Here is a 25,029-nt window from a genome sequence, read left to right on the forward strand (position 1 = left end):
CACGGGTGCGTGCAATGTTGGTGTGAACCACTGAACCGGAAAGCGGCATGGCGCGCTATGTGGTGACAGGAGCATCTGGGCGGATCGGCAGCGCAATTGTTCGGCTGCTGAGCGCTGATCATCACAGCGTGATCGGGGTCGACAGGGTGGCCTCTGCGCACACAAAGGCCATTGGCGACATCCGCGATCTGGGCTTCATGGCGCGTGTCAGTACAGGGGCGGATGCCGTGATCCACACGGCTGCCCTGCACGCACCACACGTGCCTGTCACCTCTGAAAAAGAGTTCGTGCAGATCAATGTGGACGGCACGGACACCGTCCTGAAGGCCATGCAGGCCAACGGCGTCAAACGCATGGTGTTCACCAGCACGACAGCGCTCTTCGGCTACGCATCGCAACAGGACGCCCGCGCCAGCTGGATCGACGAAACCACACGGCCCAGACCACGCACCATCTATCACCGCACTAAGATCGAAGCGGAACAGATGCTACACGCAGCGGCAAATGCGGATTTGACCGTGCGGATCATCAGAATGTCGCGTTGCTTTCCCGAACCGGCCCCCCTGATGGCGCTCTACCGTCTGCACCGCGGCGTGGATGCGCGCGACGTGGCGCAGGCACATGTCCGCGCACTCAAACAAGATGGTGCAGCGTGCGACGTCTTCATCATCTCCGCGCGCACCCCCTTTCACAAAAGCGATGCCGAGGCGCTTTGGTCAGACGCGGCAAGTGTCGTGCACCTGCGGGCACCGGATGTCGCAAAGGCGTACGCCCAACGCGGCTGGGACCTGCCCCAACGGATCGACCGTGTGTATGACAGCGCGCGCGCCCAGGCCGAGCTGGGTTGGCAGGCAGAGTACGGCGCGCATGCGGTCCTCGACCAGCTCGACGCAGGAAGCCCGGAAGTATTGATGCCCGATGCTGCGGGCAGCGCGATACAGGAATAGTCAGCCCGATAATGTCGCGCGCGCCGTTTGTCGGATCACGACCCCGTGACAGCGGTTTATCTCGCGTGATACGCTCTTACCTCAGTCTCGACACGCCAAACCGGGAGACTTGTATCATGCCTCACTTGCCCCGCCGCACCGTTCTGGCCACCGGCGCCGCAGCGCTGCTTGCCCCCACAACCGGCCTTTTGCCTGTCCGCGCCCAAGGGGTCGCGCCCACGCCAACCATGCGGGGCGGGGCCAACAATTACCGCCCCGGCGCACCCATCGTCGAGCGCATCGGCGGCGGGGGTTTTCTGATGACGGGCACCGTGCGCCGCGCCGGCGACGGCGCGCCCCTGCCCGGCCTGCGCATCCAGATGTGGGCACACACGACCGAAGGACATGAACGTGACGCGCGTAGCCACGGCGCCACGCTGACGGATGCCAACGGGGTCTTCCGGATGGACATGCCCCAGATCGTCCCCGCCTTCGGGCAGGCCCACGGGCACCTCACCTATGACAGCGACTATGGGACAGGCGGGTTCAAGACCGTCTTTTTGCGGCCCGTGATGCGCAGCGCGTCGGACACGTCCCTCGACGTCGCCTTTGTCCTCGAACCGGTCTGACCGGCCTGCGGTGCCCCTGACATCACAACTGCGCACCGCCCTGATCTGGGCCGCACTCGGGCTGGCCATGCTGGCCCCGCTTGTGGCCGCCGCGGCCAGCCCCTTCTGGCCTGGCGCGACGCGATCTACATCGCGTCCGGCTTTGCCGGCATCTTTGCAATGACGCTTTTGCTGTTGCAGCCGCTTCTGGCGGCGGGCGATCTGCCGGGGATCACCGGCGGGCGGGCGCGCCGGGTTCACCGCGCGACGGGGGTCCTTCTTCTGGGTGCGGTGCTGGTTCATGTGGGGGGCCTCTGGATCACCAGCCCGCCGGATGTGGTTGATGCGCTGCTTTACGCGTCGCCCACACCATTTTCGGCCTGGGGTGTGACGGCGATGTGGGCGATGTTCTGTGCCGCCGCCCTCGCATTGTCGCGGCGGCGCTTGCCCTTTCGGCCTGCAACGTGGCGCAGCGGGCATGTGCTGTTGGCCACTGCCGTCGCCCTCACCACCGTGCTGCATGCCGCACTGATCGACGGCACGATGGAACGGGTGACCAAGATCGGCCTCAGCGCTTTGGTACTTCTGGCGACAGGGCGTGTGATCTACCTCAAGTTTATCCTGCCAGCCCGCCGGCGGCGCGGCTGACGCATACGCTTTTTCCGATGCTTTCCGAGCCAATGCACCATCACCCCCTCACATGGTGTTCGGGAGATGAGAGGCCGTTGGCGCCGATTCGCACCAATTGCCGTTAATCGTTGCGCGCAGGCTGCATTGCGATACACCCGGGCGCATGCTCAGCTATCAACATATCTACCACGCTGGAAATCTCGCGGATGTGCATAAGCACAGCCTGCTGGCCTGGATGCTCGACTACCTCACGGCCAAGGACAAACCCGTCAGCTACATCGAGACACATGGGGGCCGCGCCCTATACGATCTGACTGCAGAAGAGGCGCTGAAAACCGGGGAGGCCGCGCAAGGCATCAACCGGGTCAAACACTGGTTCGCGCCCGATCACCCTTACATCAAATCCCTGCGCCAAACCACTGAGCAGGCAGGCGAAAATGCCTATCCGGGTTCTCCGCTGATCGCCACACAGCGGCTGCGCGACACCGACACAATCACCATAGCCGAGCTGCACCCGCGCGAGCACAACGCGCTGGAACTGGCGCTGCCCTCCGCCACGTGTCGCCAAGTCGATGGCTTTGACATGGCCCATTCCATGCTGCCGCCCACACCGCGCCGGGGCCTCATGCTGATCGACCCGAGTTTCGAGGTGAAGGACGACTATGGCACTATACCCGCCCATATCAGGAAGTACGCGCGCGCCTGGAATGTGGGCATCATCATGCTCTGGTATCCGATCCTGACATCAAGCGCGCACGCCAACATGCTGAAAACGCTTGCCAAAGATCACCCCGATGCCCTGCGCCACGAGGTCCGCTTTCCCCCTGCGCGCCCCGGTCATGGCATGGTCGGCTCGGGCCTGTTCATCATTCGACCGCCCTTTGGTCTTGCAGCAGAGGCCGCAAAACTGAAAACTCGCTTTGATGCATTAAACTAAAGGCAATTACCCGTGTTCGAACGCCTCTTTCCCAAACGTCCAAAGGAGACGACACCCCTGCCCGAACCCACGCCGCAACTCGCGCTTGGCGCATTGCTGGTGCGGATCGCCATGGCCGACCGCGACTATCAGGCCGCCGAAGTGGGGGCGATCGACAAGATCCTGTCGGGTACTTTCGACCTCAAGCCGCTGGAGGCGGCCAAGCTGCGCGCCACCTGCGAAGCGCTGGAGCGGCACGCCCCCGGCACACCGGAATTCGCGGATATCCTCAGGGAAACAGTGCCTTACGCAGATCGTCTTGGGCTGGCGCTGGCGATGTGGCAGGTGCTGCTGGCAGATGGTGAGCACGCCGCCATCGAAGAGAGCACGCTCCACCAGATCGAGGCGGCCATGGGGATTACGCCCGAAGACAGCGCAGCCATCAAATCACGGGCGCTTGGCTAACCCAAGCTTAACGCATATATGCCAATCATGTTTCAAGACTTGCTCAAACGGTTGATTCAACCCGATCCCGCCCCCCTCAAAGACGCCGATGCCCGACTGGCCTTGACGGCCCTGCTGGTGCGTGTGGCCCGGTCCGACAACGACTACAGTCAGGACGAACGCGACCGTATCGATCAGATCACGCGCGACCGCTACAACCTGAACACTCCAGACGCCACCGCCCTGCGCGGAGAGGCGGAGGCCATGGAGGCCGAGGCCCCCGACACGGTACGCTTTACCCGCGCCATCAAGGATGCGGTCGCATACGAGGACAGGGTCGCCGTGATCGAGGCGCTGTGGAAGGTCGTTCTGGCCGATGGCCAACGCGCTCAGGAAGAGGATGCCCTGCTGCGTCTGGTCGCGAGCCTTCTGGGCGTCTCCGACCCCGACAGTGCAAAGGCACGACAACGGGTGACTGGGTGACAGCATCCTTTGGCATGTATGACATGCCGCATGCCAGCGCTGCATATGACCGTTTGTGGCAATCCATCCGTGCAGAGCTGGGCGCGGGCCCTGAAAAACTGAACCGAACCAATGACTTGTGGACCCAGTGGCACAGCCGCGATCTGGTCGTCTCGCAAACCTGCGGCCTGCCCTTTCGCGCCCGGCTGTACTCCGAGGTGACGCTTGTGGGCACGCCTGATTACGGGCTGCGGGACTGTCCGCCGGGCTATTACTACAGTTACATCATCCGCCGCCGCGGCGAGGGGCGCAGTCTGCGTGATCTGGCGCGGTTCGGCACTATCGCCTTCAACGATCCCCTGTCGCAATCGGGCTGGGCCGCGCCCGTCGCGCATCTGGCACAACACGGCCTGCGCCCGGTCGAGACGATGGAAACGGGCGCGCACATCGCCTCGGCCCGTGCCGTGCAACAGGGGCACGCCGACTATACCGCCATTGACGTGATCACCTACCAGATGTGGAACCAGGCCGACCCGGAGGTCTTTCACGGGCTGGAAGCGTTTGTGCGCACCGAACCGACCCCGGCTCTGCCCCTGATCACCGCGCGCGCACGCGATCCCAAACCCATTGCGCGCGCCGTTACAAACGCCATCGGGGCGATGTCGGATGCAGATCGCGATATCCTGCACCTCAGGGGGCTGATCCAGATCGACGAAGACACCTACCGCGCCCTGCCCATCCCGCCACTGCCCTGATCAAACCGGCATCACTTGGCGTCAAATTGGGCATTTGCCCGTCCAATCCGTCGATTTGCCCGTGGACATGGCCCACAATTTGCGCCCTTATACCCGCTGACCAAACCAGCGCAGCGTGCCCCTTGACCGACCAACCCGTTATCGAGATCCGCAATCTTCACAAGGCCTATGGCGCCCTCGAAGTGCTCAAAGGCGTTGATATCGCGGCCAAGCGGGGGGATGTGGTTTCGCTCATCGGCTCATCCGGTTCCGGCAAATCCACGCTGCTACGCTGTTGCAACCTGCTTGAGGACAGCCAGCAGGGCGAGATGCTGTTCAAGGGCGAGCCTGTGACATGGAAAGGCGCCGATCATGGCCGTCGCCCGTCAGACCCCACACAGGTGCTGCGCATCCGCACTAACCTGTCCATGGTGTTTCAGCAGTTCAACCTGTGGGCCCACATGACCATCCTGCAAAACGTGATGGAGGCGCCGGTCACCGTGCTGCGCTGCGATCCGGCCGAGGTCGAAACATCCGCCCGCGCCTATCTGGACAAGGTGGGGATCGGCGACAAGTGCGACGTCTATCCCGCGCAGCTATCAGGCGGGCAGCAGCAGCGCGCCGCCATCGCGCGCGCGCTCTGCATGGAGCCCGAGGCGCTGCTGTTTGACGAGCCGACCAGCGCGCTCGACCCCGAGTTGGAACAGGAAGTTGTGCGCGTGATCAAGGACTTGGCCGCCGAAGGACGTACCATGCTGATTGTCACCCATGACATGAAACTGGCCGCTGATGTGTCTGACCACGTGGTCTTTCTCCATCAAGGGCTGATCGAAGAACAAGGGGCGCCCGAACAGCTGTTTGGCGCACCCAAATCCGAACGTCTGCGGGGGTTCCTCTCTGCCACCCACGCCGCGTAACCAAAACAAATAAACGGGAGTAAACACTCATGAAATCCATTCTCTTCAGCACAGTTGCCGTTGCCATGACGGCTACATTCGCCCTTGCCGACGGCCACTCCGTCGTGCGCATGGGCACCGAGGGCGCCTACCCTCCTTACAACTTCATCAACGACGCCGGCGAAGTCGACGGGTTCGAGCGCGACCTGGGCGATGCCCTGTGCGAGCGTGCCGAACTGACCTGCGAGTGGGTCAAGAACGACTGGGACAGCATCATTCCCAACCTCGTGTCTTCCAACTACGACACGATCATGGCCGGGATGAGCATCACGGACGAGCGTGACGAAGTCATCGACTTTACCCAGGATTACTTCCCCCACCGCCTCGGCCTATGTTGCCGCATCTGACGGCGCGGACTGGGAAGGTGGCGTTGTGGCCGCACAGACCGCAACCATCCAAGCCGGTTACATCGCTGAAGGTGGCGCAACGCTGGTTGAATTCGCCACACCCGAAGAAACCGTGGCCGCCGTGCGCAACGGCGAAGCCGACGCCGTCTTTGCCGACCGCGACTATCTGGCCCCCCTGGTCGAAGCCTCGGGCGGTGAACTGGTGTTCCTTGGCCCCGACGTGCCCCTTGGTGGCGGCATCGGCATGGGTCTGCGTGAATCCGACACCGAGCTGAAGGAAAAGTTCGACGCCGTGATCACAGAAATGAAGGCCGACGGCTCGCTGAACGAACTGCTGGTCAAGTGGTTCGGCGAAGAAACGGCCCAGTACTGATATGCGACGGGGGCGGGTCACGGGCCCGCCCCCTTTTCGCACTGTTGCGCCATGTGGCATCTCAACGACAGCTTTGACACCTCCGCCGGGCGCGTGGCCGCAGGCAGCGCCGGGACGGGTCCAGCCCTTGTGCTGGCCCATGGGTGGCCGTGGTCGTCGTTCAGCTGGCACAGGGTGATCCCGACACTCGCCGCGCACTACACGGTGCATTGGTATGACATGCCGGGCTTTGGCCGCTCTGACCCGAGCGGGCCTCGCAGTCTTGGGTTGGACACCCAAGGGCAGGTGTTTGGCGAGATTCTTGACCATTGGGGCCTCGATCAACCTGTTGTCATCGCACATGATTTTGGTGGTGCAGTCAGCCTGCGGGCGCATCTTCTGCACGGGCGCGACTATGCCAGCTGGGTCATGTTCAACGTTGTGGCCATGCGCCCCTGGGGCTCTGCCTTCTTTGACCATGTGGGCCGACACACCGAGGCCTTCCTGGGCCTGCCCGATCATATCCATGCGGCGGTTGTCGGCGCTTACATCGATGGCGCACTGGCCAACCCCATCGCGCCCGAAGATCGCGAAGCCCTGATTGCACCCTGGCTCGGCACCGCAGGCAAGGCGGCGTTTTACGCTCAATTCGGCCTTGCGGATGAGGCATTCACCGCCGCGTTCGAGCCCATGCTGCCAGACATCCGCTGCCCGGTCTCGATCCTTTGGGGCACGGCCGATCCATGGATACCGCTGGCGCGCGGGCAGGCACTGGCGGACGCCGTTGGCTTGCCCCTGTCCCCGCTTGATGGGCTGGGGCATCTGCCGCAGCTGGAAGACGCGGCGCGGATGTCTGCCGCCCTCGCCTCTGCATTAAGGGCCGTCTGATGTTCTCTTATTGCACCGAGCCTGATCTTCTCAGCACATTCCGATGGCTGACCTGCTACCTGACGACGGGCGTGCATTTTTCATTCTACCTCAGCTTCCTCAAGGTCATCGGCATTCTTGCCGTCACCGCCCCCGTGGCGCTGGCCTTCGGCTTTGGCGGGGCGATGGCGGCGCGCTCGTCGATCCTGCCGCTGTCGTGGTTCGGCAAGGGCTATATCGCCATCGTGCGCGGCGTGCCCGACATCGCCTTTTTCCTCTTTTTCGTGATCGCGCTGGATCAGGGGTTCGAGTGGTTGCGCCATCAGGTCCTGTGCCCCGACTGGACTGACCCGGTCCGGCAAGGCAACGATTTTCTTGTCTGCCCGCAGGCCAAACTGCCGCTGGGCACCGCCCCACAGGCGGTGCACCAAACTTACGCGTTCGGCCTTGCCGTCATCACCTTCGCGCTGGTCTTTGGCGCCTTTGCCGCCAACGTGATCTTTGGGGCGATGCGCGCCGTGCCCAAGGCGCAACTGGAAACGGCCGAAGCCTACGGTATGTCCCCGCGCCAGACCTTCTGGCGCATCCTTGTGCCGCAAATGTGGGTTTTTGCCCTGCCCGGCCTGTCGAACCTGTGGCAGGTGCTGATCAAGGCAACGCCGCTGCTGTTCCTGCTGGGGATCGAGGATGTGGTGTATTGGGCGCGTGAGTTGGGCGGGACCAAGACCGCCCGTTTCACAGCCTATCCCCACGGGGATTGGCGTATGTGGTACTTCCTCGCATTGCTGGTGTTCTACCTGTTCATGACATGGGGGTCGGAAAAGATCCTCGGCCGCCTCATGTCCCGCCTGACACGCGGACAAGCCACAAGCGGCGGTGAGGCACAGCGCAAAGGGGCGGTCGCATGAGTTGCGTCCAGACCATACAGGACTATGCCCTTCGGTCGGTCGGGATCGGAGAGCGGCTGTTGCCGCGCAGCGATTTCACCTTATGCGAACAGGTCGTGCTGATCGGATCGGGCATGATCTGGAACGTCTATTTCGGCGCAATGGCACTGGCCACAGGCTTTTTCCTTGCGACCGCCATTGCCATGGCCAAGGGCGCGGCAAACCCGTGGATCCGCAAACCGGCGGACTGGTTCATCTTTCTGTTTCGCGGCTCGCCGCTGTTCATCCAGTTCTTCTTTGCCTACTTCCTGTTTCTGAGCCTCAAGGGCGTCTACCCGTTCTTTTCGCCCTTTACGGCGGCATGGCTCGGTGCGCTGATCGTGTTGTTCCTGAACACCGCCGCCTACTCGGCGCAGATCTTTTATGGCGCACTGCAATCCATCCCCAAGGGCGAGGTCGAGGCGGCGGATGCCTATGGCCTGTCGGGCTGGTCGCGGTTTCGCCGGATCGTGTGGCCGACAATGCTGCGCCTTGCCTGGCCCGCCTACACGAACGAGGCGATCTTTCTCTTTCACGCCACCACGCTGGTCTATTTTTCGGGCTTTCCGGCATGGCAGCAGCGGGGCGATGCGCTCTACTATGCGAGCTATTTCGCGGACAAGACGTTCAACCCGTTCATCCCCTACCCGATCCTCGCGGCGTACTTCATCTTGCTGACGCTGGTCATCATCGGTGCCTTTGGCCTGGTCAACACGCGGCTGAACCGCCATCTGCCCGCCAACACGCGCCAGAAGATGAAGCTGCGGCTGAACCTGATACGGTGAAGATTTCAATGCCTCCGGCGGGCATATTTCCTGGAACAATGAAAGACACGTGATGCACGATTGGCTGGTCGACAACCCCGAAATCCGCGCCATCCGGGTGGCCGCCGCCGATCTCAACGGGGTGGCGCGGGGCAAGCGCATGCCGGTGCGCTTTGCCGACAAGGTGACGCGGGACGGCACGCGCTTTCCCTTGTCTGTCCTCAACCTCGACATCTGGGGCGAGGATATCGAGGACAGCCCGCTGGTGCTGGAATCCGGCGATCGGGATGGTGTTCTGCACCCGACAGAGCGCGGGTTTGTGCCGATGCCATGGCTCGACACACCCACGGGGCTGTTGCCGATCTGGATGTATCACGAGGATGGCCGCCCCTTTCTGGGCGATCCGCGTCATGCGCTCGCGACCGTCGAAAAACGATTTAAAGACAAGGGCCTGACGCCCGTTGTTGCGGTAGAGCTTGAATTCTTTCTGATCGATGATGCAGGCACCCGGTTGCGCGTGCCGCCCTCGCCACGCTCGGGCAAGCGCCGGGTGGCGGGTGACATCCTGTCGATGCGGGCGCTGGATGCCTTCGATGATTTCTTTACCGAGCTTTATGACGCCTGCGAGGCGATGGACATCCCCGCCGATACCGCCATTTCCGAGGCCGGGCTGGGGCAGTTCGAGATTAACCTGATGCATCAGGCCAATGCGTTGAAGGCGGCCGATGATGCCTGGCTGTTCAAGATGCTGGTGAAGGGCATGGCGCGCAAACACGGCTTTGCCGCGTCCTTCATGGCCAAACCTTACGAGGACTACGCGGGCTCTGGTTTGCATATGCATTTCTCGGTGCTGGACACGGACGGGAACAACGTCTTTGACGATGGGACAGAGGCAGGCAGCGATCTGTTGCGCCACGCGATCCACGGCTGTCTGCAGGGCATGCCCGGATCAACGTTGATCTTTGCGCCCCACGCCAATTCCTATGCCCGTTTCGTGCCCGGCGCCCATGCGCCCACCGGGATCGCCTGGGCCTATGAAAACCGGACTGCGGCGATCCGCGTGCCTTCGGGCCCCGCGCCCGCGCGCCGGATCGAACATCGCCTCGCCGGGGGTGACGTGAATCCGTACCTATCCATCGCCGCCGTGCTGGGCGCGGCGCTGACGGGTATCGATGATGCAACCGACCCACCCGCCCCGATCACCGGCAACGCCTATGCGCAGGACCTACCGCAGGTGCCCGGCACGTGGGAGGCCGCGATTGACGCTTTTGAAACCTGTCCTCGTACCGCCCGCATCTTTGATGCCGAGTTGATCCGCAACATGGTCATGACCAAGCGGCAGGAGGCGCGCGAGATGGTGGACCTGAGTGCGGATGAGCAAACCGAAATCTACCTCGACACCGTCTAGGGCGCGCATTATCGTCGCCCCGTAACACTCAGGTGATCCATGAAAATCGGCATTCTGCAAACCGGCCACGCCCCCGACGAAGTTCTGGGGCCGATGGGGGATTATGACGCCATGTTCGCGCGGCTCTTGGGCGGGCACGGCTTTGTCTTTCAGACGTTTAACGTGGTCGATATGGACTTTCCCGATGGGCCCGAGGTCTGCGACGGCTGGCTGATCACCGGTTCCAAACACGGGGCCTATGACGATCTGCCCTTTATCCTGCCGCTTGAAGATCTGATCCGCGCCATTCACGCCGCTGACCGCCCGCTTGTTGGCATCTGCTTTGGCCATCAGATCATCGCGCAAGCCATGGGCGGCAAGGTGGTGAAATGGGATCAGGGCTGGTCGGTCGGGCGCAAGGAATACTCCTATCGCGGGCAACCCATTGCCCTGAACGCCTGGCATCAGGACCAGGTCGTTGACGTGCCCGAAGGGGCCGAAGTCATCGCCTCGAACGACTTTTGCGCAAACGCTGCGCTCGTCTATGGGGACCGTATGTTGACGATCCAGCCTCATCCTGAATTCGGTGCCGACATGGTCGAGGCCCTGGCCACACACCGCGGTCCCGGTGTCGTGCCCGACGACCGGCTGGACGCAGCGCGCGCGAGCCTCGACACGCCCATAGATCAATCCGACATCGCTGCCGATATGGCCGCCTTTCTCAAGCGAGGAGCCTGAGCCATGAGCAATCCCCTGATCCCGGGTCTGCCCGAAGCGGCACAGCTTTACCTCGAGGGCAAGCGGCTGGATGAGGTCGAATGCATCATCTCGGACTTGCCGGGCATTGCGCGGGGCAAGGCCGTGCCCGCCTCGAAATTCGCCAAGCAGGACTATTTCCACCTGCCTGACAGCATCTTTTACCAGACCATCACCGGCGATTGGGGCGAGGCGGCGGACGAGGACGGGTTCATAGAAAAAGACATGATCCTGAAGCCGGACATGACCACCGCAACCGCCGCGCCGTGGACCGGCGACTGGACCTTGCAGGTGATCCACGACGCCTATGACCGCAAGGGCGCGCCGGTGCCGTTCAGCCCGCGCAACGTGCTGAAACGGGTGGTTAAACTCTATCACGAAAAAGGCTGGACACCGGTGGTCGCGCCCGAAATGGAATTTTTTCTGATCGCCCGCAACCTTGATCCGGCGCAGGAAATCAAGCCGATGACCGGCCGTTCGGGCCGCCCGGCGGCGGCGCGGCAGGCTTATTCCATGACGGCCGTGGACGAATTCGGACCCGTCATTGACGACATTTATGACTTTGCCGAGGCACAGGGGTTCGAGATCGACGGCATCACGCAGGAAGGCGGCGCGGGGCAGTTGGAAATCAACCTGCGCCACGGCGATCCGGTCAAGCTGGCGGACGAGGTGTTCTATTTCAAGCGGCTTATCCGCGAGGCGGCGTTGCGCCATGACTGTTTTGCCACCTTCATGGCCAAACCGATCGAGGACGAGCCCGGCTCGGCCATGCACATCCACCACTCGATCCTGGATAGCGAGGCGGGGCAGAATATCTTTGTCGGCCCGCAGGGCGGCGACACGGATGCGTTCTTTCACTTCATCGCAGGCTTGCAAAACCACCTGCCTGCCGCGCTCGCCGTCATGGCACCCTTCGTCAATTCCTATCGCCGCTACGTCAAGGATCACGCCGCGCCAATCAACCTTGCCTGGGGGCGTGACAACCGCACCACCGGCATCCGCATTCCCCTGTCGGATGCGCAATCGCGGCGCGTGGAAAACCGGATCGCGGGGATGGATTGCAATCCCTATCTCGGCATCGCCGCCTCGCTGGCCTGCGGTTATCTGGGCCTCGTGCAGGAAGAACGCCCGTCGGCCCAGTTCAAGGGCGACGCCTATGAAGGCGACGGCGATATCCCCCGCGTGCTCGGCTCTGCCCTTGATCTGTTCGATGAAGCCTCCGATCTGCACGAGGTGCTGGGCACGGATTTTGCCCGCGTCTATTCCATCGTGAAGCGCGCCGAATATGACGAGTTCCTGCAAGTCATCTCGCCGTGGGAGCGCGAGCATCTGCTGCTGAACGTCTAAGGGCCGGGCCGACCCTGCGGGGCGCATATTTGTCGGAACAATGAAGATGAACCTGCTCTATTCAAACGACAAGACGGCGACTTATCCGGACAGTTGGTATGCGGCGACGGCTGACATTGCGCCAGAGCGTCCGGCCTTGCGGGGTGAAGTGCGGGCAGATGTCTGTGTGGTTGGTGCGGGCTATACCGGCCTGTCCGCAGCGCTGCACCTCGCACAGGCCGGTCGGCGCGTGGTGGTTGTCGAGGCGCATCGCGCAGGTTTTGGGGCCTCCGGGCGCAATGGTGGGCAATTGGGCTCGGGTCAGCGGGTGGAACAGCCCTATCTGGAAAAGATGGTGGGCAAGGAGGATGCGGCCAGGTTCTGGGACTTGGGGCAAGAGGCCAAGGCCCTCGTCAAATCGCTGATCGCGGCCCATGACATCGACTGCCATTTGCGCCCCGGCATTGCGTGGACGGCAGAGACGGCTGGCGATGTGGACGATCTGCACCGTTATGCTGGGCACATGGATCAGCACTATGGCTACAAGGTCGACGTGCTGGACGCGGATGCGTTTCGAGCCATCTGCCCTTCGCCTGCCTACAAGGGTGGGGTGCTTGACTGGGATGCGGCCCATCTGCACCCGTTGCGCTTGGCCCTGGGTCTGGCCCGTGCTGCCGAAACAGCAGGCGCCATCATCCACGAGCGCAGCGCTGTGCATGACATCACCTATGGCGCCCCTGCCTGCGTGCGCACCGACGCCGGTGTGATCACCGCCGACCACGTGATCCTTGCCTGCAACGGTTATCTCGGCGGGCTCGACTGCAAGGTTGCGGCGCGCGTCATGCCGATCAACAACTTCATCGCCGCCACAGCCCCGCTGGAAGAACCCGAACGTGTGCTTGCTCGCGACATCGCCGTCTCCGACAGCCGATTTGTGGTCAACTATTTCCGCCTCAGCAATGACAACCGCCTGCTGTTCGGGGGCGGCGAAAGCTATGGCTACCGCTTTCCAGCCGACATCGCATCGCTGGTGCGCAGGCCGATGACGGAGATTTTTCCCCACCTGGCAGAGACGCCCATCGACTATGCCTGGGGCGGCACGCTGGCCATCACGATGAAACGCCTGCCGTATCTGGCAAGGCCTGCGCCCAACATCCTGTCCGCTTCTGGCTATTCCGGTCATGGCGTCGGCACCGCCACCCATGCCGGGCAATTGATGGCCAATGCCGTCGCCGGGCAATCCGACGGGTTCGACACCATGGCCGCGATCCCCACAGCGCCCTTTCCCGGTGGCACCGCCCTGCGCAGCCCGCTCCTGGCGCTTGCCATGACATGGTACAGCCTGCGCGACCGTCTCGGCCTCTGAGCCAGCGCAAACACATCGCACAACCGGCATAGACCCGCGCTTTTGTCACAAAACCGTTTCCTTTTCTCGCTAACGGATTTAGAAAAACAAAAACCGAGCATAAGGAATCTGAAATATGACCCTGCCTGACATGCACAGTGCCGAAGCCATTCCCGCCGACGCGCGCGCCGAAATCGACCGCCTGCTGAGCTCCGGTGACCTCTTCCGCTACACCGCTGCGGCCGATGCGCCCGTGTCCCTGCTCGAGGCTGAGTTTGCCGAGATGATGGGCAGCAAATTCGCCCTCGCCGTCTCGTCCTGCTCTGCTGCGCTGTTCCTGTCGCTGAAGGCGCTGAATCTGCCACGCGATGCGCGCGTGCTGATCCCCGGGTTTACCTTCGCCGCTGTGCCATCCTCGGTCATGCATGCGGACTGCCTGCCGGTGCTGTGCGAGGTGGGCGAAAACTACCGCATCGACATCGACGACTTCATCGCCAAGCTGCCAGAGGTGAGTGCTGTGATCGTCAGCCACATGCGCGGCCACACGTCGGACATGGATGCGATCATGTCACTATGTGATGCCGCCGGTGTTCCGGTCATCGAAGATGCCGCACACTCGCTCGGCACAACGTGGAACGGGCAGAAAATCGGCACGATGGGCAAGATCGGCTGCTTTTCCTTCCAGTCCTACAAGATGATCAACGCGGGCGAAGGCGGGATCATGATCACAGACGATGCTGACCTGGTTGCGCGCGCCATCATCATGTCCGGCGCGTACGAGCATAACTGGAAAAAGCACCCCGTTCTGCAAGACGCCTTTGCCGCGCACCAGAACCGCCTGCCGCTTTACAACCTGCGCCTGTCCAACCTCAGCGCCGCCGTGATCCGCCCGCAACTGCCTCACCTCGCGCGGCGTGTAACGGACGGGCGGCGCAACCATGACCACGTGGCCAACCTGCTGGAACAAAGCCTGCATATCCATGTCCCCGCCCCGCTCAAGGGCGAGGTGCGCGCACCGGACTCGATCCAGTTCAACCTTGTCGACATGAATGATACCGAGGTCGAGGCCTTTGTCGCCGCCGCAGGGGCGGACGGGGTCAAGGTGCAGGTCTTTGGCGCCAGCGCGGACAATGCCCGCGCCTTCTGGAACTGGCAGTTCATCCCCGACCTGCCCGAATTGCCGCAAACCCGCAAAATGCTTATGCGCGCCTGCGACGTGCGCCTGCCCGTCCACCTGCCCACTGACACGCTGAACACCGTGGCCGATGTGCTGCTGCACGCGGTCGCATCAGCCACCGAGCCGGAACAGGCCTACGGCACCTGAGCCATTCTTCTGACCAAAAATACCACGGGGGAGGCCGCAGGCCGGGGGCAGAGCCCCCATTCCCAACGGCCCCAACCGGCGCTAGCCTGCGGTCATGACAGACCTTTCACATGGGGCCGCCTGGATGGGCGGCCAGATCATCCCCATCGCCGATGCCGCGATCCCGGTCACCGATTGGGGCCTGACCCATTGTGACATCGCTTATGACGTAGTGCCAGTCTGGCAGGGCGCCTTCTTCCGGCTGGACGACTACGTCGCGCGGTTCATCGCCTCGCTCACCGCCGGGCGCTACCAGATCGACATGAATCACGGCCAGATTTGTGACGCGCTCCACCAGATGGTCGCCGCAACAAGCCTGCAAGACGCCTATGTCGCCATGGTCGCCGCGCGTGGTCGCAACCCCGTGCCGGGCAGCCGCGATCCCCGCGACTGCGCCAACCACTTCTACGCCTGGTGCGTGCCCTATGTGCATATTGTCAAACCCGAGGTCGCCCAACTGGGTACCTCAGTCTGGATCGCCAAATCCGTACGCCGCATCCCTGCCGACAGCGTGGACCCCAGGGTCAAGAACTACCATTGGGGCGACTTCACATCGGGCCTGTTCGAGGCGAAGGACCGCGGATACGAAACCACCCTGCTGCTGGATCACGCGGGCAATGTGACCGAGGGGCCGGGGTTCAACGTGTTTGCAGTGTTCGGGGACCGCGTCGTGACATCGGATCACGGCGTGTTGCACGGCATCACCCGGCGCACCGTTCTGGACATGTGCGCAGAGGCCGGGCTCACCACCGAAACCCGCCCCCTGCCCTTGAACGAGTTCTGGGAGGCGGACGAGGTCTTCCTCTCCTCATCCGGTGGGGGCGTGATCCCGGTTGCGAAAGTGGACGACCGGCACTTTTCCAACGGCACTGCCGGGCCTGTCGCCACGGATTTGCGCAAACGCTATTTCGACTGGATCATGCGCGATGCGCACCGCACGCCAGTAAGACGCAGCTCGCTGCGCCCGGCCACGCCAGCCGCTTCGCGGTGAAACCCGGTAAGGCGCACCTGATGGTGCGCCTGCACTGATCAGGACAGTTTGGACAGCTTGTCCTGCAACTCGGCCAGCTGCTTCTTGATGGCATCAAGGTCCTCGCCGCCCTCTTTCTCTTCAGGCTCCCCCGACCCGCCGGTCCAAGGGGCAGACATGCCGCCGGTCATGGCCTTCATAAAGGCCTCCTGCTGCGCCTGCATCAACTCGAACCCCGGCATCTTCGCCATCGGGTTCATCGCGCTCATGTTCTCGATCGCCTTGCTCTGACCATCGCGCAACATCTCGAAGGAGGCCTGCAAGAACTGCGGAACCACGGACGCCCCACCGCCCATGTAGCTGCGCACAAGGTCATTCAGCACATCCACCGGCAACACGCTTTCGCCCCGGCTCTCATGCTCTGCTATGATCTGCAACAGATACTGGCGCGTCAGGTCATCTCCGGTTTTCAGATCGACAATCTGAACCTCGCGCCCATCCCGGATAAAGCCGGAGATATCCTCGAGCGTCACATAATCGCTGGTTTCGGTGTTATACAGCCGTCGGCTCGCATACCGCTTGATCAACAAGGGTGCTGGTTTCTCTGTCACGTGCCTGATCTCCCCGATGCCGCGTGCTGCATTGCAGCTTAGGCGCGGCGCGGGGAAAAAGAAAGGGTGTGTGCAGATGCGGCAAATCAGGCACGGGCCGCCGGGATTGCATACGCATCCGTGCGCTCGCAAACGGCGTCCCGAATTGCTGCCTCCACCGGCGTTGCACGAAACGCGGGCAAGGCGCGGCGCAGTTTGGCACCGTCGATGACATGCGGCCGCCGCCAGATGTACCGCATCTCCAGCGTTTCACGCATCAGCGGCGACCACAGGGCCATCACGCGCACGGCGAACCACGGCAATCGCGACACGCGCATCGGCTTGCCCACCGCCCGCGCCACCTGATCGACCAGCGCGGCACCGGTCAGCCCGTACCCTTCAAACCCGAACTCCTCGTATCCGGAAAACTGCGCACGCCGCTCTGCCAGGCCAGCCATAGCCCGCGCCATATCGGGCAGGTAGGCCCAGGCATGCGGCTGATCGAGGGGGCCGGGATACATCATCTTGCCCTGCTGTGCCTTGGGCGCGATGTAGCTTTCAAACCAGTTGCCGGTTTGTGCCGCTTCGATGAAATCGCCGCCACGCAGAACGATGGTACGCACGTCGCTGTCACGATAGGCGCGCTCCATACGGATACGAATGCCAGCCTTGCGCGTATCAGCGAGCCAGGGCGTGTCCTCGCGCAGCACGGGCGGCAAATCCGCCCCGTAGTTGTAGACATTACCGGGGATCATCACCGTCGCCCCTGCTGCACGCGCTGCCGCGATCACCGCTTGCGTAACGCGCGGCACGACCTTGGCCCAATGATGATAGGGCGGGTTTACCGCGTTCACGATCACATCGTGACCCGCGCAGGCGCGCATCACAGCCCCCGCATCCGTGGCGTCCACATCGACAGAGCCCGGTCCGCTCAGCCCACGGCCCGCGCAGGTCACATCCCACCCGGCCGCACCAAAGGCCTGCGCCGCAGCCCGTCCAAACCGACCCTTGGCACCCAAGATAATCACCGATCCCATGTTCTAGCTCCTGTGGTTGTTTGATCTTCCCCCTATCTAGCTCACATCTTTTCAAATAGGATTTGTCATATTCTGAAACTTGCAATTCGGAAATGAATAGATGAGCCAACCCGACTGGTCCCAGATCCAATCCTTTGCCGCCGTTGCCGAGCACGGATCGCTTTCCGCCGCGGCCCGCGCGCAAGGCAGCAGCCAGCCCACGCTCAGCCGCCACATCGCCCAGTTGGAGGCAACGTTGGGCACGCGCCTGTTCGAGCGCAAGAGCGGCGGCATGGTGTTGACCGACGAGGGCGCTGACCTGTTGGCGCATGCTACGGCCATGGCCGATGCGGCCGCGCGTTTCAGCACGGACCGGGACCGGCACGGCAAAGAGGTCGCGGGTACGGTTCGGCTGACGGCGAGCCATGTCGTGGCGAACTTCATCTTGCCGCCTATCCTGTGCGATCTGCACGCGGCCTATCCGGGGCTTGAGATCGAGGTTCTTGCCTCGGACACCACCGAAAACCTGTTGCGGCGCGAGGCTGACATCGCGCTGCGCATGTACCGCCCGACCCAGCCAGACGTGATCGCGAAGCACGTGGCCGACCTGCCGCTTGGTGCCTATGCGGCCCCCAGCTATATCGACACGCACGGCGCACCCGCCACGCTTGATGATTTTGCGCGGCACAGCATCATCGGTTACGACCGCAGCCCCCTGATCATCGACGGTTTTGCCAAGCGCGGAGTCAAGGTGGGCCGGGATTTCTTTGCCTTTCGCAGCGACGATCAGGTGCTGTGCTGGCACATGGTGGTTGCAGGCTACGGCATCGGTTTTGGCCAGCGCCGCGTCGGTGACGCGGACCCCCGCGTGGTGCGCATTTCAGGGGATGAGGATGTCGGGGCCATGCCGCTGTGGCTGACAGCGCATTCCGACCTGCGGCGCATTCCCCGCATACGGCGTGTCTATGACTGGCTGGCCAGACACCTTGCCCAATAGGCAACAAAAAAGGCGGGCCCGACTGGGGCCCGCCAAAGTCATCGCACCGTTTCAGGGAGGAAAGATGGCGCGATATGTCGTAAGCGATTACTTCGCAGCAGCGGCCTTCTTGGCAGCAGCTGTCATGTCGCCTGTGGCTTTTTTCACGGCGGCAGATGCGTCTTCGCTCATGTCCTTGCCTGCGGCCATCATCAGCTCGACAGTGTCCATTTGCACTTTCTTGGCAACTTCGGCGAAGGCGGCCATGTGCTCGGCTGTCACTTCAGCGTAGGACGACGCGAAGTCGGTCATCGCTTTGGCGTAGTCGGCAGGCTCTGCCTTGGCTTTGGACATGTCGGCCATTTTGGCCAGTGTCTCTTTTGTCCACTTGGACGAGATTTCTGTCGATTTCTCGGCGGCGTCGATGGCCACTGTGCTCAGTTTCTCGTTGAGCGATGTCGCTGTTTTGAACGCGTCTTCCATGGCGGCTGTGTCCACCGGGAACGAACCCATTACGTCTTTGAACATCGCTGTCATGTCTTGTGTCTTAGCCATTGTCTTCAATCCTTTTGATCGCTGTGGGATCATCCCCACGTTTCTGCGTCTGGAATTGAATATACATGCTGCACCGCAGCATTTCAAGACTTTTGCTGCGCTGCGGCAAAAAGCACTCATACACGGAAAGCGTGAATAATATCAGGGCCTTGCCTTGACGGAAACGTATGTTCCGGGGGCGTCACACAGGACGGGATGGGCAGAATCGCCCGGCTCCCGGGCGGGCACTTGGGCCCCTGCCCGCTTTTTCAGCCAGGCGCCCCAGCGCGGCCACCAGGATCCTTCGTGGAAATCCGCACCCTCCTGCCAGGCCTGATAATCGAGGCTCAGATCGGTGTTGGTGTAGTGCCCATACTTGTTCTTGCTGGGCGGGTTCACGATGCCCGCGATATGGCCCGACTGGGTCATGATAAAGGTCTTGTCCTTTGAGCCCATCTGCTGCACGCCGCGATAGCTGTCCTTCCACGGGGCGATGTGATCGGTCTCGCACGCAATGGCGCAGAGCGGCACGTCGATATCACCCAGTGTCAGGTGGTGACCCATCAGGTCAAACCCGCCCTCGGCCAGTTCGTTGCGCTGGCACAACCCGCGCAGATATTGCATCGCCATCTTGGCAGGCAGGTTGGCCCCGTCCCCGTTCCAGTAGAGCAGATCGAAGGCGGGCGGCGTTTCCCCCATCATGTAGCTTTTGACGGCAGGCCCGTAGACCAGATCGTTCGAGCGCAGGAAGGTGAAGGTGCGGGCCATGATGACGCTCGGCAGGATACCCTTGTCTGCACACTCCGCCTCTATCCCGTCGATGAAGTCGTCCGTCAGGAAGGGTGTGAATTCGCCCTGATCGCCGAAATCCGTGAGTGCCGTAAAGAAGGTGGCCGACTTGATCGACTTGTCCTTCTTCTGTTTGAGCAGGCTGAGCGTCAGGGACAGGGTTGTGCCCGCAATACAGTAGCCGATGGCGTTGACCTGTTTTTCCCCAGTGATCGCCTTGGCCTCGCGGATGGCGGCCAGATAGCCGTCCTGGATATAGTCCTCCAGCCCGACCCCGGCATAGGCGGCATCCGGGTTGACCCAAGAGACGACGAACAGCGTGTGCCCCTGCTCCACGATCCATTTGACGAGGGAATTCTGCGCCTTGAGGTCGAGGATATAGTACTTGTTGATCCATGGCGGAAACAGCACGACCGGCGTCTTGCGCACGGTCTCGGTCGTCGGGCTGTACTGGATCAGCTCCATCATGCGGTTGCGATAGATGACCTTGCCCGGCGAGGTGGCGATGTTTCCACCCAGCTCGAACGCGCTCTCGTCCGCCAGCTTTACAATCAACTCGCCATTGTTGGCCTCGAGATCGGCAATCAGGTTTTCCAGCCCCTTGACCAGCGACTGCCCCTCTGTCGCGACCGCCTTTTCCAGCGCATCCGGGTTGGTGGCCAGAAAGTTGGTGGGCGACATCATGTCGACGATCTGTCGCGAGAAATAGGCCAGGCGCTGCTTTTCGATCGGGTCCAGATCGCTGACATCGGCCACGGCCTGATGCACGGCGTCCGCGTTGATGAGATACTGCTGCTTGACGTAGTTGAAATAAGGGTGCGTGTCCCACAGCGGATTGGCAAAGCGGCGGTCCTTGGGGCCGGGATCGGCCGGGGCCTGCAACTTGCCGGAGGCCAGCGCCTGCCGGGCCTCGACGAAATGGGTCACGGATTTCGACCAGAACTGCAACTGGTGCTCCAGCACCTTGGCCGGATCGCGAAACGCCTCGTGCCAATAGGCGGTCGCGGCCTTGGCGAACAGCTCCTGATTCGGCCCGTCCAGTGCCGCGTTATGCGTGCTGCGGTGCGTCAAAACCTGGGTGAGTCGCTGCGTCAACTCCTCAACTTTACGGAGATTTGTGTTCAATTTGTCGAGGTTTTCGCCCGAGACCACACCATCGGTTGTGTCGTTGGTTGTCATATTAACGTCTTCCTCGTAGTGTTCGCACGTGCAGCATCTGCTCAAGCCACAGTTGCCGCGTATGTATGGTCGCATGTTTCAGGGGGCAAAGCGACAAACCGTCCGATGTGTAAAGTTTCACACACCGGGCCCCTAGGGTACGAAGGAAATGCAATGCGCTATATGGCAAGCTACGACTTCATGGAAACCATGCGGAACACCAACCAATGGCTTGGTGCGACCGCACAGGCACTTGGGGCCTACCCCGCCTTTTCGATGATCCCGAACCCCGCGATCGAATGGATGCGCGCCTGGGGCGAGGTGACCGAGCGCACGTTCCAACGCATGGTGGTCAAACCCGATTGGAACATCCCCTCTTTCACCGCCGAAGATGGCAAGGATCACCTTGTCAGCATCGACATGGTGGTGCCCGGCGCCTTTGGCGATCTGATCCATTTCAACGTCACGGGGCGCAAACCGCGCAAGCGCAAGGTGCTGCTGGTTGCGCCCATGTCGGGGCACTACGCGACGCTGCTGCGTTCGACCGTGATGTCGCTGATGCCCGATTGCGAAGTTTACGTGACCGATTGGCACAATGCGCGCGATATTCCTGTCAGCGCGGGCAAGTTCGATGTCGAGGATTATACGCTCTACCTTGTGGACTACATGCGCCACCTTGGTCCCGACACCCATGTGATCGCCGTCTGCCAGCCTGCGCCTCTGACACTTGCCGCCACGGCCTACCTGGCCGAGGAAGACCCGGCCGCACAGCCTCGCTCGCTTACCCTGATCGGTGGCCCGATTGATCCGGATGCGAACGCCACCGACGTCACAGACTTTGGCCGGCGCGTCACCATGGGTCAGCTTGAGGAAATGATGATCCAGCGGGTCGGCTTCAAATATCCGGGTGTGGGCCGCATGGTCTATCCCGGCCTGTTGCAGCTTGCCTCGTTCATGTCGATGAACAGCGAAAAGCACAGCCAGGCCTTTTCCGACCAGATCAGCGCGGTCGCCCGCGGCACAGCCGCAGATCACGACAAGCACAACAACTTCTACGACGAATATCTGGCCGTCATGGACATGACGGCGGAATTCTACCTGTCCACGGTCGAGCGTGTTTTCAAACGCGCCGAAATCGCCAAGAATATCTTCACAGTGGCTGGAAAGCGCGTGGACATGGGCAAGATCACAACCGTGGCTGTGAAAACCGTCGAAGGGGCGAATGACGATATCTCTGCCCCCGGCCAATGTGTCGCCGCGCTGGATCTGTGCACGGGCCTGCCCGACAGCAAAAAGGCCAGCCATGTCGAACCTGACGCGGGCCATTACGGTATCTTTGCCGGGCGCAGCTGGCGCAACAACATCCGCCCACTGGTGCTGGATTTCATCGACGCCAATTCGCCGAAACCGTCAAAGAAGGCGGCCAACAAAAACAAGGCTGCCTGATCCATGGCAGGCGATGATCTTCCCTTCGCCTGCGACTGCGGCAAACTGCGCGGCACACTGTTGGGCATCAGCCCACGCAGCGGCAACCGCATCGACTGTTTTTGCAGCGATTGCCGGGCCGCCGAACTCTATGGCAACCAACCCGATCCCGCGCCGGGGCCTGTGAAAATCTTCCAGACCACCCCGGACCGGGTCCGCTTTGATGCGGGCCTCGACCAACTGGCGGTGTTTTCCTTTTCGGACACAGGCATCCTGCGTTGGCAGGCGCGTTGTTGCGGGGCGTTGCTGTTCAACACGCTGCGCACGCCGAAGGTCTACTTTGCCGCCTTCCGGACCGACCGCTTGGAGGATGACAGTGTGCTTGGGCCCGTGCGCACCCGCGCCTTTGTCAGCAAGCCGAATGGCAAGACAGGCCATGAAGGGTTCGCCAACGCGTTCTTCAACCTCGCCAAACAGGCCATTCCTGCGCGGCTGACGGGGCGCTGGAAAAAGACACCATTCTTTGACGTCAGTACCGGAGCGCCGGTACGGGATGTGCACGTGGTCACCGCCTCGGAACGGGCTGCCCTCGAAAGCTGACGCCGCTCCCCCTGCCCCTACCGCAGGATCAAGGGTTGTTTCATCCAGTCGCGCAGCGCCTGCGTCGTCTCGTCCGGCATCTCGAGCGTGGGCAGGTGGCCTGCATGTTCAAGCACTTTCAGTTCCGCGCCGTGGATCAGTTCTGCCATGAACGTGTGCCGCTTGACCGGACACAGCGCATCATGTGCGCCGCACAGGATCAGGGTCGGCACTTTGCACTTTCGCAAGGTGCCCTGCTGATCGCGGCGGCGCTGCAAGGCGCGCGATTGGCGGATGAACACCTCGGGGCCCAGCGCATCGGCCATGTCCATGACCAAGTCCATGATTTCATTGCGATAGGGGCCGGGCGCGAGGTAGTGCGGCTTCATCTCTTCACGCATCACATCCAGCATCTGACCGGTGCGCACCTTGACGATCTGCGGCTCGCGCGCTGCGGCAACTTGCGGTGTTTCGGCCAGCGGGTTGGTGTCCATCAACGCCAGCCGCGTGATGCGATCCGGCGCGCGGCGCAATATCTCCATCGCCACGATCCCGCCCATGGACAGGCCCGCCAGCGCAAAGCGTTGGGGCAGTTCATCCAGCAGGCCGCTCGCGATCTCCTCGATCCGCTCGCCGCGTGTAACCGGTGACACCATAACGGAAAAATCCGGCGAAAGCGCCGCAATCTGCGGGCCGAACAGCCGCGCATCGCACATCATGCCGGGAAGGAATACCAAGGGCTCAGCCATGCCCCTGCCTCGCGTTCAACGCCATCTGCTGCCTGCCATTTTGCCTTTGGCGCACAATGGCTTACCCTGCCCTGCCCGGCAAGCCCCTGTTCGCGGTTTCAGCTTTTGATCTGGTCCCAGAACAGGGCCAGATGGCGGCTGACGATCTCATTATAGCGATCCGTCTGCTTGAGTTTGGCCAACCCCGCGTTGAAGCGATACAAATGCGCGGTTCCCCGCCAATGTTTTTTCGAGATCAGCACATGCAGCCCCTCGACCGACAGGGGCCGAGACAAGGGGGCGACCTGATCGGTCAGACCCATCTCGAACATCTTCTGCACGCCCAGAAACTCGTTCAGCGCCACGGCATCGACATCCCCTGCGAGCAGCATGTTGAAACAGTCATCCGGCGTCGCCGGTGTCTCGAGGCTGACCAGGCCGTTCGTTAGCCACTGCCGGTCCGCGCGGTCCAGATCATGGGTAAAGTAGCCCGCCGGGCGGCACAGCGTCTTGCCATGCAGATCGGCGTCTGTCTCAAAGGTCAGCAGATCATCGCTCCTTGAAAACAGCAGGATAACCAGATCAACGAGCGGATCGGAAAAGTGGAAGTTGGCGCAGCGTTCGTGGCCCGGGTTGCCTGCGCAATCAGGCTTGTACCATGGAAACCCCATATCGAATTCCTTGGAATCGAGCATCGGGAACAGGTGTTTGGACCAATCGTTTTCCCATGTCACCGAATAGGTCACAGGGTTTGGTGTCGCCTCGAGTGCTGCGTTGACCAACTCGGTCAGCATCCCCTGCCCCGGCCAGTCCAGATCGGTGAACGGGGCGTAGTTTGACCCGGTCACCAGCTTCATCTCTGCATCCGTATCCGGCTGTTGCAGCGGCGTTGGATCGGGCGCGCGCACCGCATCCTCGGGGCATGGAATGGCCAGCACCGTACCTGGCGCCAGATCCAGCAGGCTGCCGCCCTGAATGTCGGGGTTGTTGTAAAAGATCAGCGACCACCGCGAGAGGTCGCCCAACTGCTCTTCGGCAATCGAGAACAGCGTGTCACCCGGGCTGACGACCAGCGAGGGCTGGCAGGCCAAAGCCGCAGTGTTGATCCCCAACCCTGCGGCCACGCTCAGTAAGATCGTGCGAAACATCGCGCCC

Annotated in this window: 26 protein-coding genes and 1 pseudogene; 21 read left to right on the forward strand and 6 right to left on the reverse strand. The window is 62.2% G+C overall.

Features of this window, described 5'->3' with window-relative positions:
- Positions 1–47 precede the first annotated feature (47 nt).
- From ACMHLQ_RS04565 to ACMHLQ_RS04650, 18 genes and pseudogenes are all read left to right on the forward strand, one after another.
- Entirely contained in the window at positions 48–947 is a 900-nt protein-coding gene (locus tag ACMHLQ_RS04565) for an NAD-dependent epimerase/dehydratase family protein (protein WP_415403619.1), read from the forward strand.
- Between the two features lie 116 nt (positions 948–1,063).
- Entirely contained in the window at positions 1,064–1,555 is a 492-nt protein-coding gene (locus tag ACMHLQ_RS04570) for a Twin-arginine translocation pathway signal (RefSeq protein ID WP_415403620.1), read from the forward strand.
- Between the two features lie 159 nt (positions 1,556–1,714).
- Positions 1,715–2,182 (forward strand): ferric reductase-like transmembrane domain-containing protein, encoded by a 468-nt coding sequence (locus ACMHLQ_RS04575; RefSeq protein ID WP_415403621.1) that lies wholly within the window; start codon positions 1,715–1,717, stop codon positions 2,180–2,182.
- Positions 2,183–2,327: 145 nt separating this feature from the next.
- The gene (rlmJ, locus tag ACMHLQ_RS04580) at positions 2,328–3,101 is read left to right on the forward strand and encodes a 23S rRNA (adenine(2030)-N(6))-methyltransferase RlmJ (RefSeq protein WP_415403622.1); all 774 of its coding nucleotides are present in this window, start codon (positions 2,328–2,330) and stop codon (positions 3,099–3,101) included.
- Positions 3,102–3,113: 12 nt separating this feature from the next.
- Positions 3,114–3,545, forward strand: a complete 432-nt coding sequence (locus ACMHLQ_RS04585; protein WP_415403623.1) for a TerB family tellurite resistance protein — start codon at positions 3,114–3,116, stop codon at positions 3,543–3,545.
- A gap of 27 nt (positions 3,546–3,572) precedes the next feature.
- Entirely contained in the window at positions 3,573–4,007 is a 435-nt protein-coding gene (locus tag ACMHLQ_RS04590; RefSeq protein WP_415403624.1) for a TerB family tellurite resistance protein, read from the forward strand.
- Positions 4,004–4,741 carry a phosphate/phosphite/phosphonate ABC transporter substrate-binding protein gene (locus tag ACMHLQ_RS04595; RefSeq protein WP_415403625.1) on the forward strand — a complete coding sequence of 246 codons (738 nt, stop codon included), beginning with the start codon at positions 4,004–4,006 and terminating at the stop codon, positions 4,739–4,741. Before ACMHLQ_RS04590 ends, ACMHLQ_RS04595 begins: the two co-directional genes overlap by 4 nt.
- Before the next feature lie 122 nt (positions 4,742–4,863).
- Positions 4,864–5,637, forward strand: a complete 774-nt coding sequence (locus ACMHLQ_RS04600; RefSeq protein WP_415403626.1) for an ABC transporter ATP-binding protein — start codon at positions 4,864–4,866, stop codon at positions 5,635–5,637.
- A 29-nt stretch (positions 5,638–5,666) separates the two neighbouring features.
- Positions 5,667–6,396: pseudogene (locus ACMHLQ_RS04605) on the forward strand (transporter substrate-binding domain-containing protein).
- A gap of 51 nt (positions 6,397–6,447) precedes the next feature.
- Positions 6,448–7,263, forward strand: coding sequence for an alpha/beta fold hydrolase (locus tag ACMHLQ_RS04610; protein ID WP_415403627.1), 816 nt, complete (start codon positions 6,448–6,450; stop codon positions 7,261–7,263).
- Positions 7,263–8,150 (forward strand): ABC transporter permease, encoded by an 888-nt coding sequence (locus ACMHLQ_RS04615; protein ID WP_415403628.1) that lies wholly within the window; start codon positions 7,263–7,265, stop codon positions 8,148–8,150. The genes ACMHLQ_RS04610 and ACMHLQ_RS04615 overlap by 1 nt, the downstream gene beginning before the upstream one ends.
- Complete coding sequence (locus tag ACMHLQ_RS04620) at positions 8,147–8,953, forward strand: ABC transporter permease (RefSeq protein ID WP_415403629.1); 807 nt, start codon at positions 8,147–8,149, stop codon at positions 8,951–8,953. Before ACMHLQ_RS04615 ends, ACMHLQ_RS04620 begins: the two co-directional genes overlap by 4 nt.
- Positions 8,954–9,005: 52 nt before the next feature.
- A complete protein-coding gene (locus ACMHLQ_RS04625; protein ID WP_415403630.1) occupies positions 9,006–10,340 on the forward strand; it encodes a glutamine synthetase family protein in 1,335 nt (444 codons plus the stop codon).
- 39 nt (positions 10,341–10,379) lie between these two features.
- Positions 10,380–11,057 (forward strand): type 1 glutamine amidotransferase, encoded by a 678-nt coding sequence (locus tag ACMHLQ_RS04630; protein WP_415403631.1) that lies wholly within the window; start codon positions 10,380–10,382, stop codon positions 11,055–11,057.
- 3 nt (positions 11,058–11,060) lie between these two features.
- Entirely contained in the window at positions 11,061–12,422 is a 1,362-nt protein-coding gene (locus tag ACMHLQ_RS04635) for a glutamine synthetase family protein (RefSeq protein ID WP_415403632.1), read from the forward strand.
- 46 nt (positions 12,423–12,468) lie between these two features.
- On the forward strand, positions 12,469–13,767 hold the full coding sequence (locus ACMHLQ_RS04640; RefSeq protein WP_415405355.1) for an NAD(P)/FAD-dependent oxidoreductase: 1,299 nt from the start codon (positions 12,469–12,471) through the stop codon (positions 13,765–13,767).
- 115 nt (positions 13,768–13,882) lie between these two features.
- Complete coding sequence (locus ACMHLQ_RS04645; protein ID WP_415403633.1) at positions 13,883–15,070, forward strand: DegT/DnrJ/EryC1/StrS family aminotransferase; 1,188 nt, start codon at positions 13,883–13,885, stop codon at positions 15,068–15,070.
- Between the two features lie 94 nt (positions 15,071–15,164).
- Positions 15,165–16,100, forward strand: coding sequence for an aminotransferase class IV (locus tag ACMHLQ_RS04650; RefSeq protein ID WP_415403634.1), 936 nt, complete (start codon positions 15,165–15,167; stop codon positions 16,098–16,100).
- A 38-nt stretch (positions 16,101–16,138) separates the two neighbouring features.
- Here ACMHLQ_RS04650 and phaR read toward each other — a convergent pair whose 3' ends face one another.
- Both phaR and ACMHLQ_RS04660 read right to left on the reverse strand, forming a co-directional pair.
- Positions 16,139–16,690, reverse strand: coding sequence for a polyhydroxyalkanoate synthesis repressor PhaR (phaR, locus tag ACMHLQ_RS04655; RefSeq protein ID WP_415403635.1), 552 nt, complete (start codon positions 16,688–16,690; stop codon positions 16,139–16,141).
- Positions 16,691–16,776: 86 nt separating this feature from the next.
- Complete coding sequence (locus ACMHLQ_RS04660; protein WP_415403636.1) at positions 16,777–17,706, reverse strand: NAD-dependent epimerase/dehydratase family protein; 930 nt, start codon at positions 17,704–17,706, stop codon at positions 16,777–16,779.
- 100 nt (positions 17,707–17,806) lie between these two features.
- Between ACMHLQ_RS04660 and ACMHLQ_RS04665 the strand changes: the two genes are divergently transcribed.
- Positions 17,807–18,682, forward strand: a complete 876-nt coding sequence (locus ACMHLQ_RS04665) for a LysR family transcriptional regulator (RefSeq protein ID WP_415403637.1) — start codon at positions 17,807–17,809, stop codon at positions 18,680–18,682.
- An 87-nt stretch (positions 18,683–18,769) separates the two neighbouring features.
- Here ACMHLQ_RS04665 and ACMHLQ_RS04670 read toward each other — a convergent pair whose 3' ends face one another.
- Positions 18,770–19,216, reverse strand: coding sequence for a phasin family protein (locus ACMHLQ_RS04670; RefSeq protein ID WP_415403638.1), 447 nt, complete (start codon positions 19,214–19,216; stop codon positions 18,770–18,772).
- Positions 19,217–19,357: 141 nt separating this feature from the next.
- A complete protein-coding gene (locus ACMHLQ_RS04675; protein WP_415403639.1) occupies positions 19,358–21,163 on the reverse strand; it encodes a PHA/PHB synthase family protein in 1,806 nt (601 codons plus the stop codon).
- 153 nt (positions 21,164–21,316) lie between these two features.
- On the opposite strand from ACMHLQ_RS04675, the gene phaZ reads away from it, so the two are divergent.
- Both phaZ and ACMHLQ_RS04685 read left to right on the forward strand, forming a co-directional pair.
- On the forward strand, positions 21,317–22,588 hold the full coding sequence (gene phaZ / locus ACMHLQ_RS04680) for a polyhydroxyalkanoate depolymerase (RefSeq protein ID WP_415403640.1): 1,272 nt from the start codon (positions 21,317–21,319) through the stop codon (positions 22,586–22,588).
- A 3-nt stretch (positions 22,589–22,591) separates the two neighbouring features.
- Positions 22,592–23,167, forward strand: a complete 576-nt coding sequence (locus ACMHLQ_RS04685; protein WP_415403641.1) for a DUF6151 family protein — start codon at positions 22,592–22,594, stop codon at positions 23,165–23,167.
- A gap of 17 nt (positions 23,168–23,184) precedes the next feature.
- On the opposite strand, the gene ACMHLQ_RS04690 is transcribed toward ACMHLQ_RS04685, so the two are convergent.
- Both ACMHLQ_RS04690 and ACMHLQ_RS04695 read right to left on the reverse strand, forming a co-directional pair.
- The gene (locus ACMHLQ_RS04690) at positions 23,185–23,895 is read right to left on the reverse strand and encodes an alpha/beta fold hydrolase (RefSeq protein WP_415403642.1); all 711 of its coding nucleotides are present in this window, start codon (positions 23,893–23,895) and stop codon (positions 23,185–23,187) included.
- Positions 23,896–23,993: 98 nt separating this feature from the next.
- On the reverse strand, positions 23,994–25,022 hold the full coding sequence (locus ACMHLQ_RS04695) for an ABC transporter substrate-binding protein (RefSeq protein ID WP_415403643.1): 1,029 nt from the start codon (positions 25,020–25,022) through the stop codon (positions 23,994–23,996).
- Between the last annotated feature and the right edge of the window lie 7 nt (positions 25,023–25,029).

It is taken from the genome of Tateyamaria algicola, from assembly GCF_047715485.1.
In the GTDB taxonomy this organism is placed as follows: domain Bacteria; phylum Pseudomonadota; class Alphaproteobacteria; order Rhodobacterales; family Rhodobacteraceae; genus Tateyamaria.

Excerpts from the sequence above, each read along its gene's own strand:
- ACMHLQ_RS04630 (WP_415403631.1), top strand. The coding sequence starts at position 10,380 with ATGAAAATCGGCATTCTGCAAACCGGCCACGCCCCCGACGAAGTTCTG.
- ACMHLQ_RS04675 (WP_415403639.1), bottom strand. The coding sequence starts at position 21,163 with ATGACAACCAACGACACAACCGATGGTGTGGTCTCGGGCGAAAACCTC.
- ACMHLQ_RS04660 (WP_415403636.1), bottom strand. The coding sequence starts at position 17,706 with ATGGGATCGGTGATTATCTTGGGTGCCAAGGGTCGGTTTGGACGGGCT.
- ACMHLQ_RS04640 (WP_415405355.1), top strand. The coding sequence starts at position 12,469 with ATGAACCTGCTCTATTCAAACGACAAGACGGCGACTTATCCGGACAGT.
- ACMHLQ_RS04565 (WP_415403619.1), top strand. The coding sequence starts at position 48 with ATGGCGCGCTATGTGGTGACAGGAGCATCTGGGCGGATCGGCAGCGCA.
- ACMHLQ_RS04670 (WP_415403638.1), bottom strand. The coding sequence starts at position 19,216 with ATGGCTAAGACACAAGACATGACAGCGATGTTCAAAGACGTAATGGGT.
- ACMHLQ_RS04695 (WP_415403643.1), bottom strand. The coding sequence starts at position 25,022 with ATGTTTCGCACGATCTTACTGAGCGTGGCCGCAGGGTTGGGGATCAAC.
- ACMHLQ_RS04690 (WP_415403642.1), bottom strand. The coding sequence starts at position 23,895 with ATGGCTGAGCCCTTGGTATTCCTTCCCGGCATGATGTGCGATGCGCGG.
- ACMHLQ_RS04645 (WP_415403633.1), top strand. The coding sequence starts at position 13,883 with ATGACCCTGCCTGACATGCACAGTGCCGAAGCCATTCCCGCCGACGCG.
- ACMHLQ_RS04575 (WP_415403621.1), top strand. The coding sequence starts at position 1,715 with ATGACGCTTTTGCTGTTGCAGCCGCTTCTGGCGGCGGGCGATCTGCCG.
- phaZ (WP_415403640.1), top strand. The coding sequence starts at position 21,317 with ATGCGCTATATGGCAAGCTACGACTTCATGGAAACCATGCGGAACACC.
- ACMHLQ_RS04610 (WP_415403627.1), top strand. The coding sequence starts at position 6,448 with ATGTGGCATCTCAACGACAGCTTTGACACCTCCGCCGGGCGCGTGGCC.
- ACMHLQ_RS04620 (WP_415403629.1), top strand. The coding sequence starts at position 8,147 with ATGAGTTGCGTCCAGACCATACAGGACTATGCCCTTCGGTCGGTCGGG.
- ACMHLQ_RS04685 (WP_415403641.1), top strand. The coding sequence starts at position 22,592 with ATGGCAGGCGATGATCTTCCCTTCGCCTGCGACTGCGGCAAACTGCGC.
- ACMHLQ_RS04625 (WP_415403630.1), top strand. The coding sequence starts at position 9,006 with ATGCACGATTGGCTGGTCGACAACCCCGAAATCCGCGCCATCCGGGTG.
- rlmJ (WP_415403622.1), top strand. The coding sequence starts at position 2,328 with ATGCTCAGCTATCAACATATCTACCACGCTGGAAATCTCGCGGATGTG.
- ACMHLQ_RS04635 (WP_415403632.1), top strand. The coding sequence starts at position 11,061 with ATGAGCAATCCCCTGATCCCGGGTCTGCCCGAAGCGGCACAGCTTTAC.
- ACMHLQ_RS04590 (WP_415403624.1), top strand. The coding sequence starts at position 3,573 with ATGTTTCAAGACTTGCTCAAACGGTTGATTCAACCCGATCCCGCCCCC.
- ACMHLQ_RS04650 (WP_415403634.1), top strand. The coding sequence starts at position 15,165 with ATGACAGACCTTTCACATGGGGCCGCCTGGATGGGCGGCCAGATCATC.
- ACMHLQ_RS04615 (WP_415403628.1), top strand. The coding sequence starts at position 7,263 with ATGTTCTCTTATTGCACCGAGCCTGATCTTCTCAGCACATTCCGATGG.
- ACMHLQ_RS04665 (WP_415403637.1), top strand. The coding sequence starts at position 17,807 with ATGAGCCAACCCGACTGGTCCCAGATCCAATCCTTTGCCGCCGTTGCC.
- ACMHLQ_RS04570 (WP_415403620.1), top strand. The coding sequence starts at position 1,064 with ATGCCTCACTTGCCCCGCCGCACCGTTCTGGCCACCGGCGCCGCAGCG.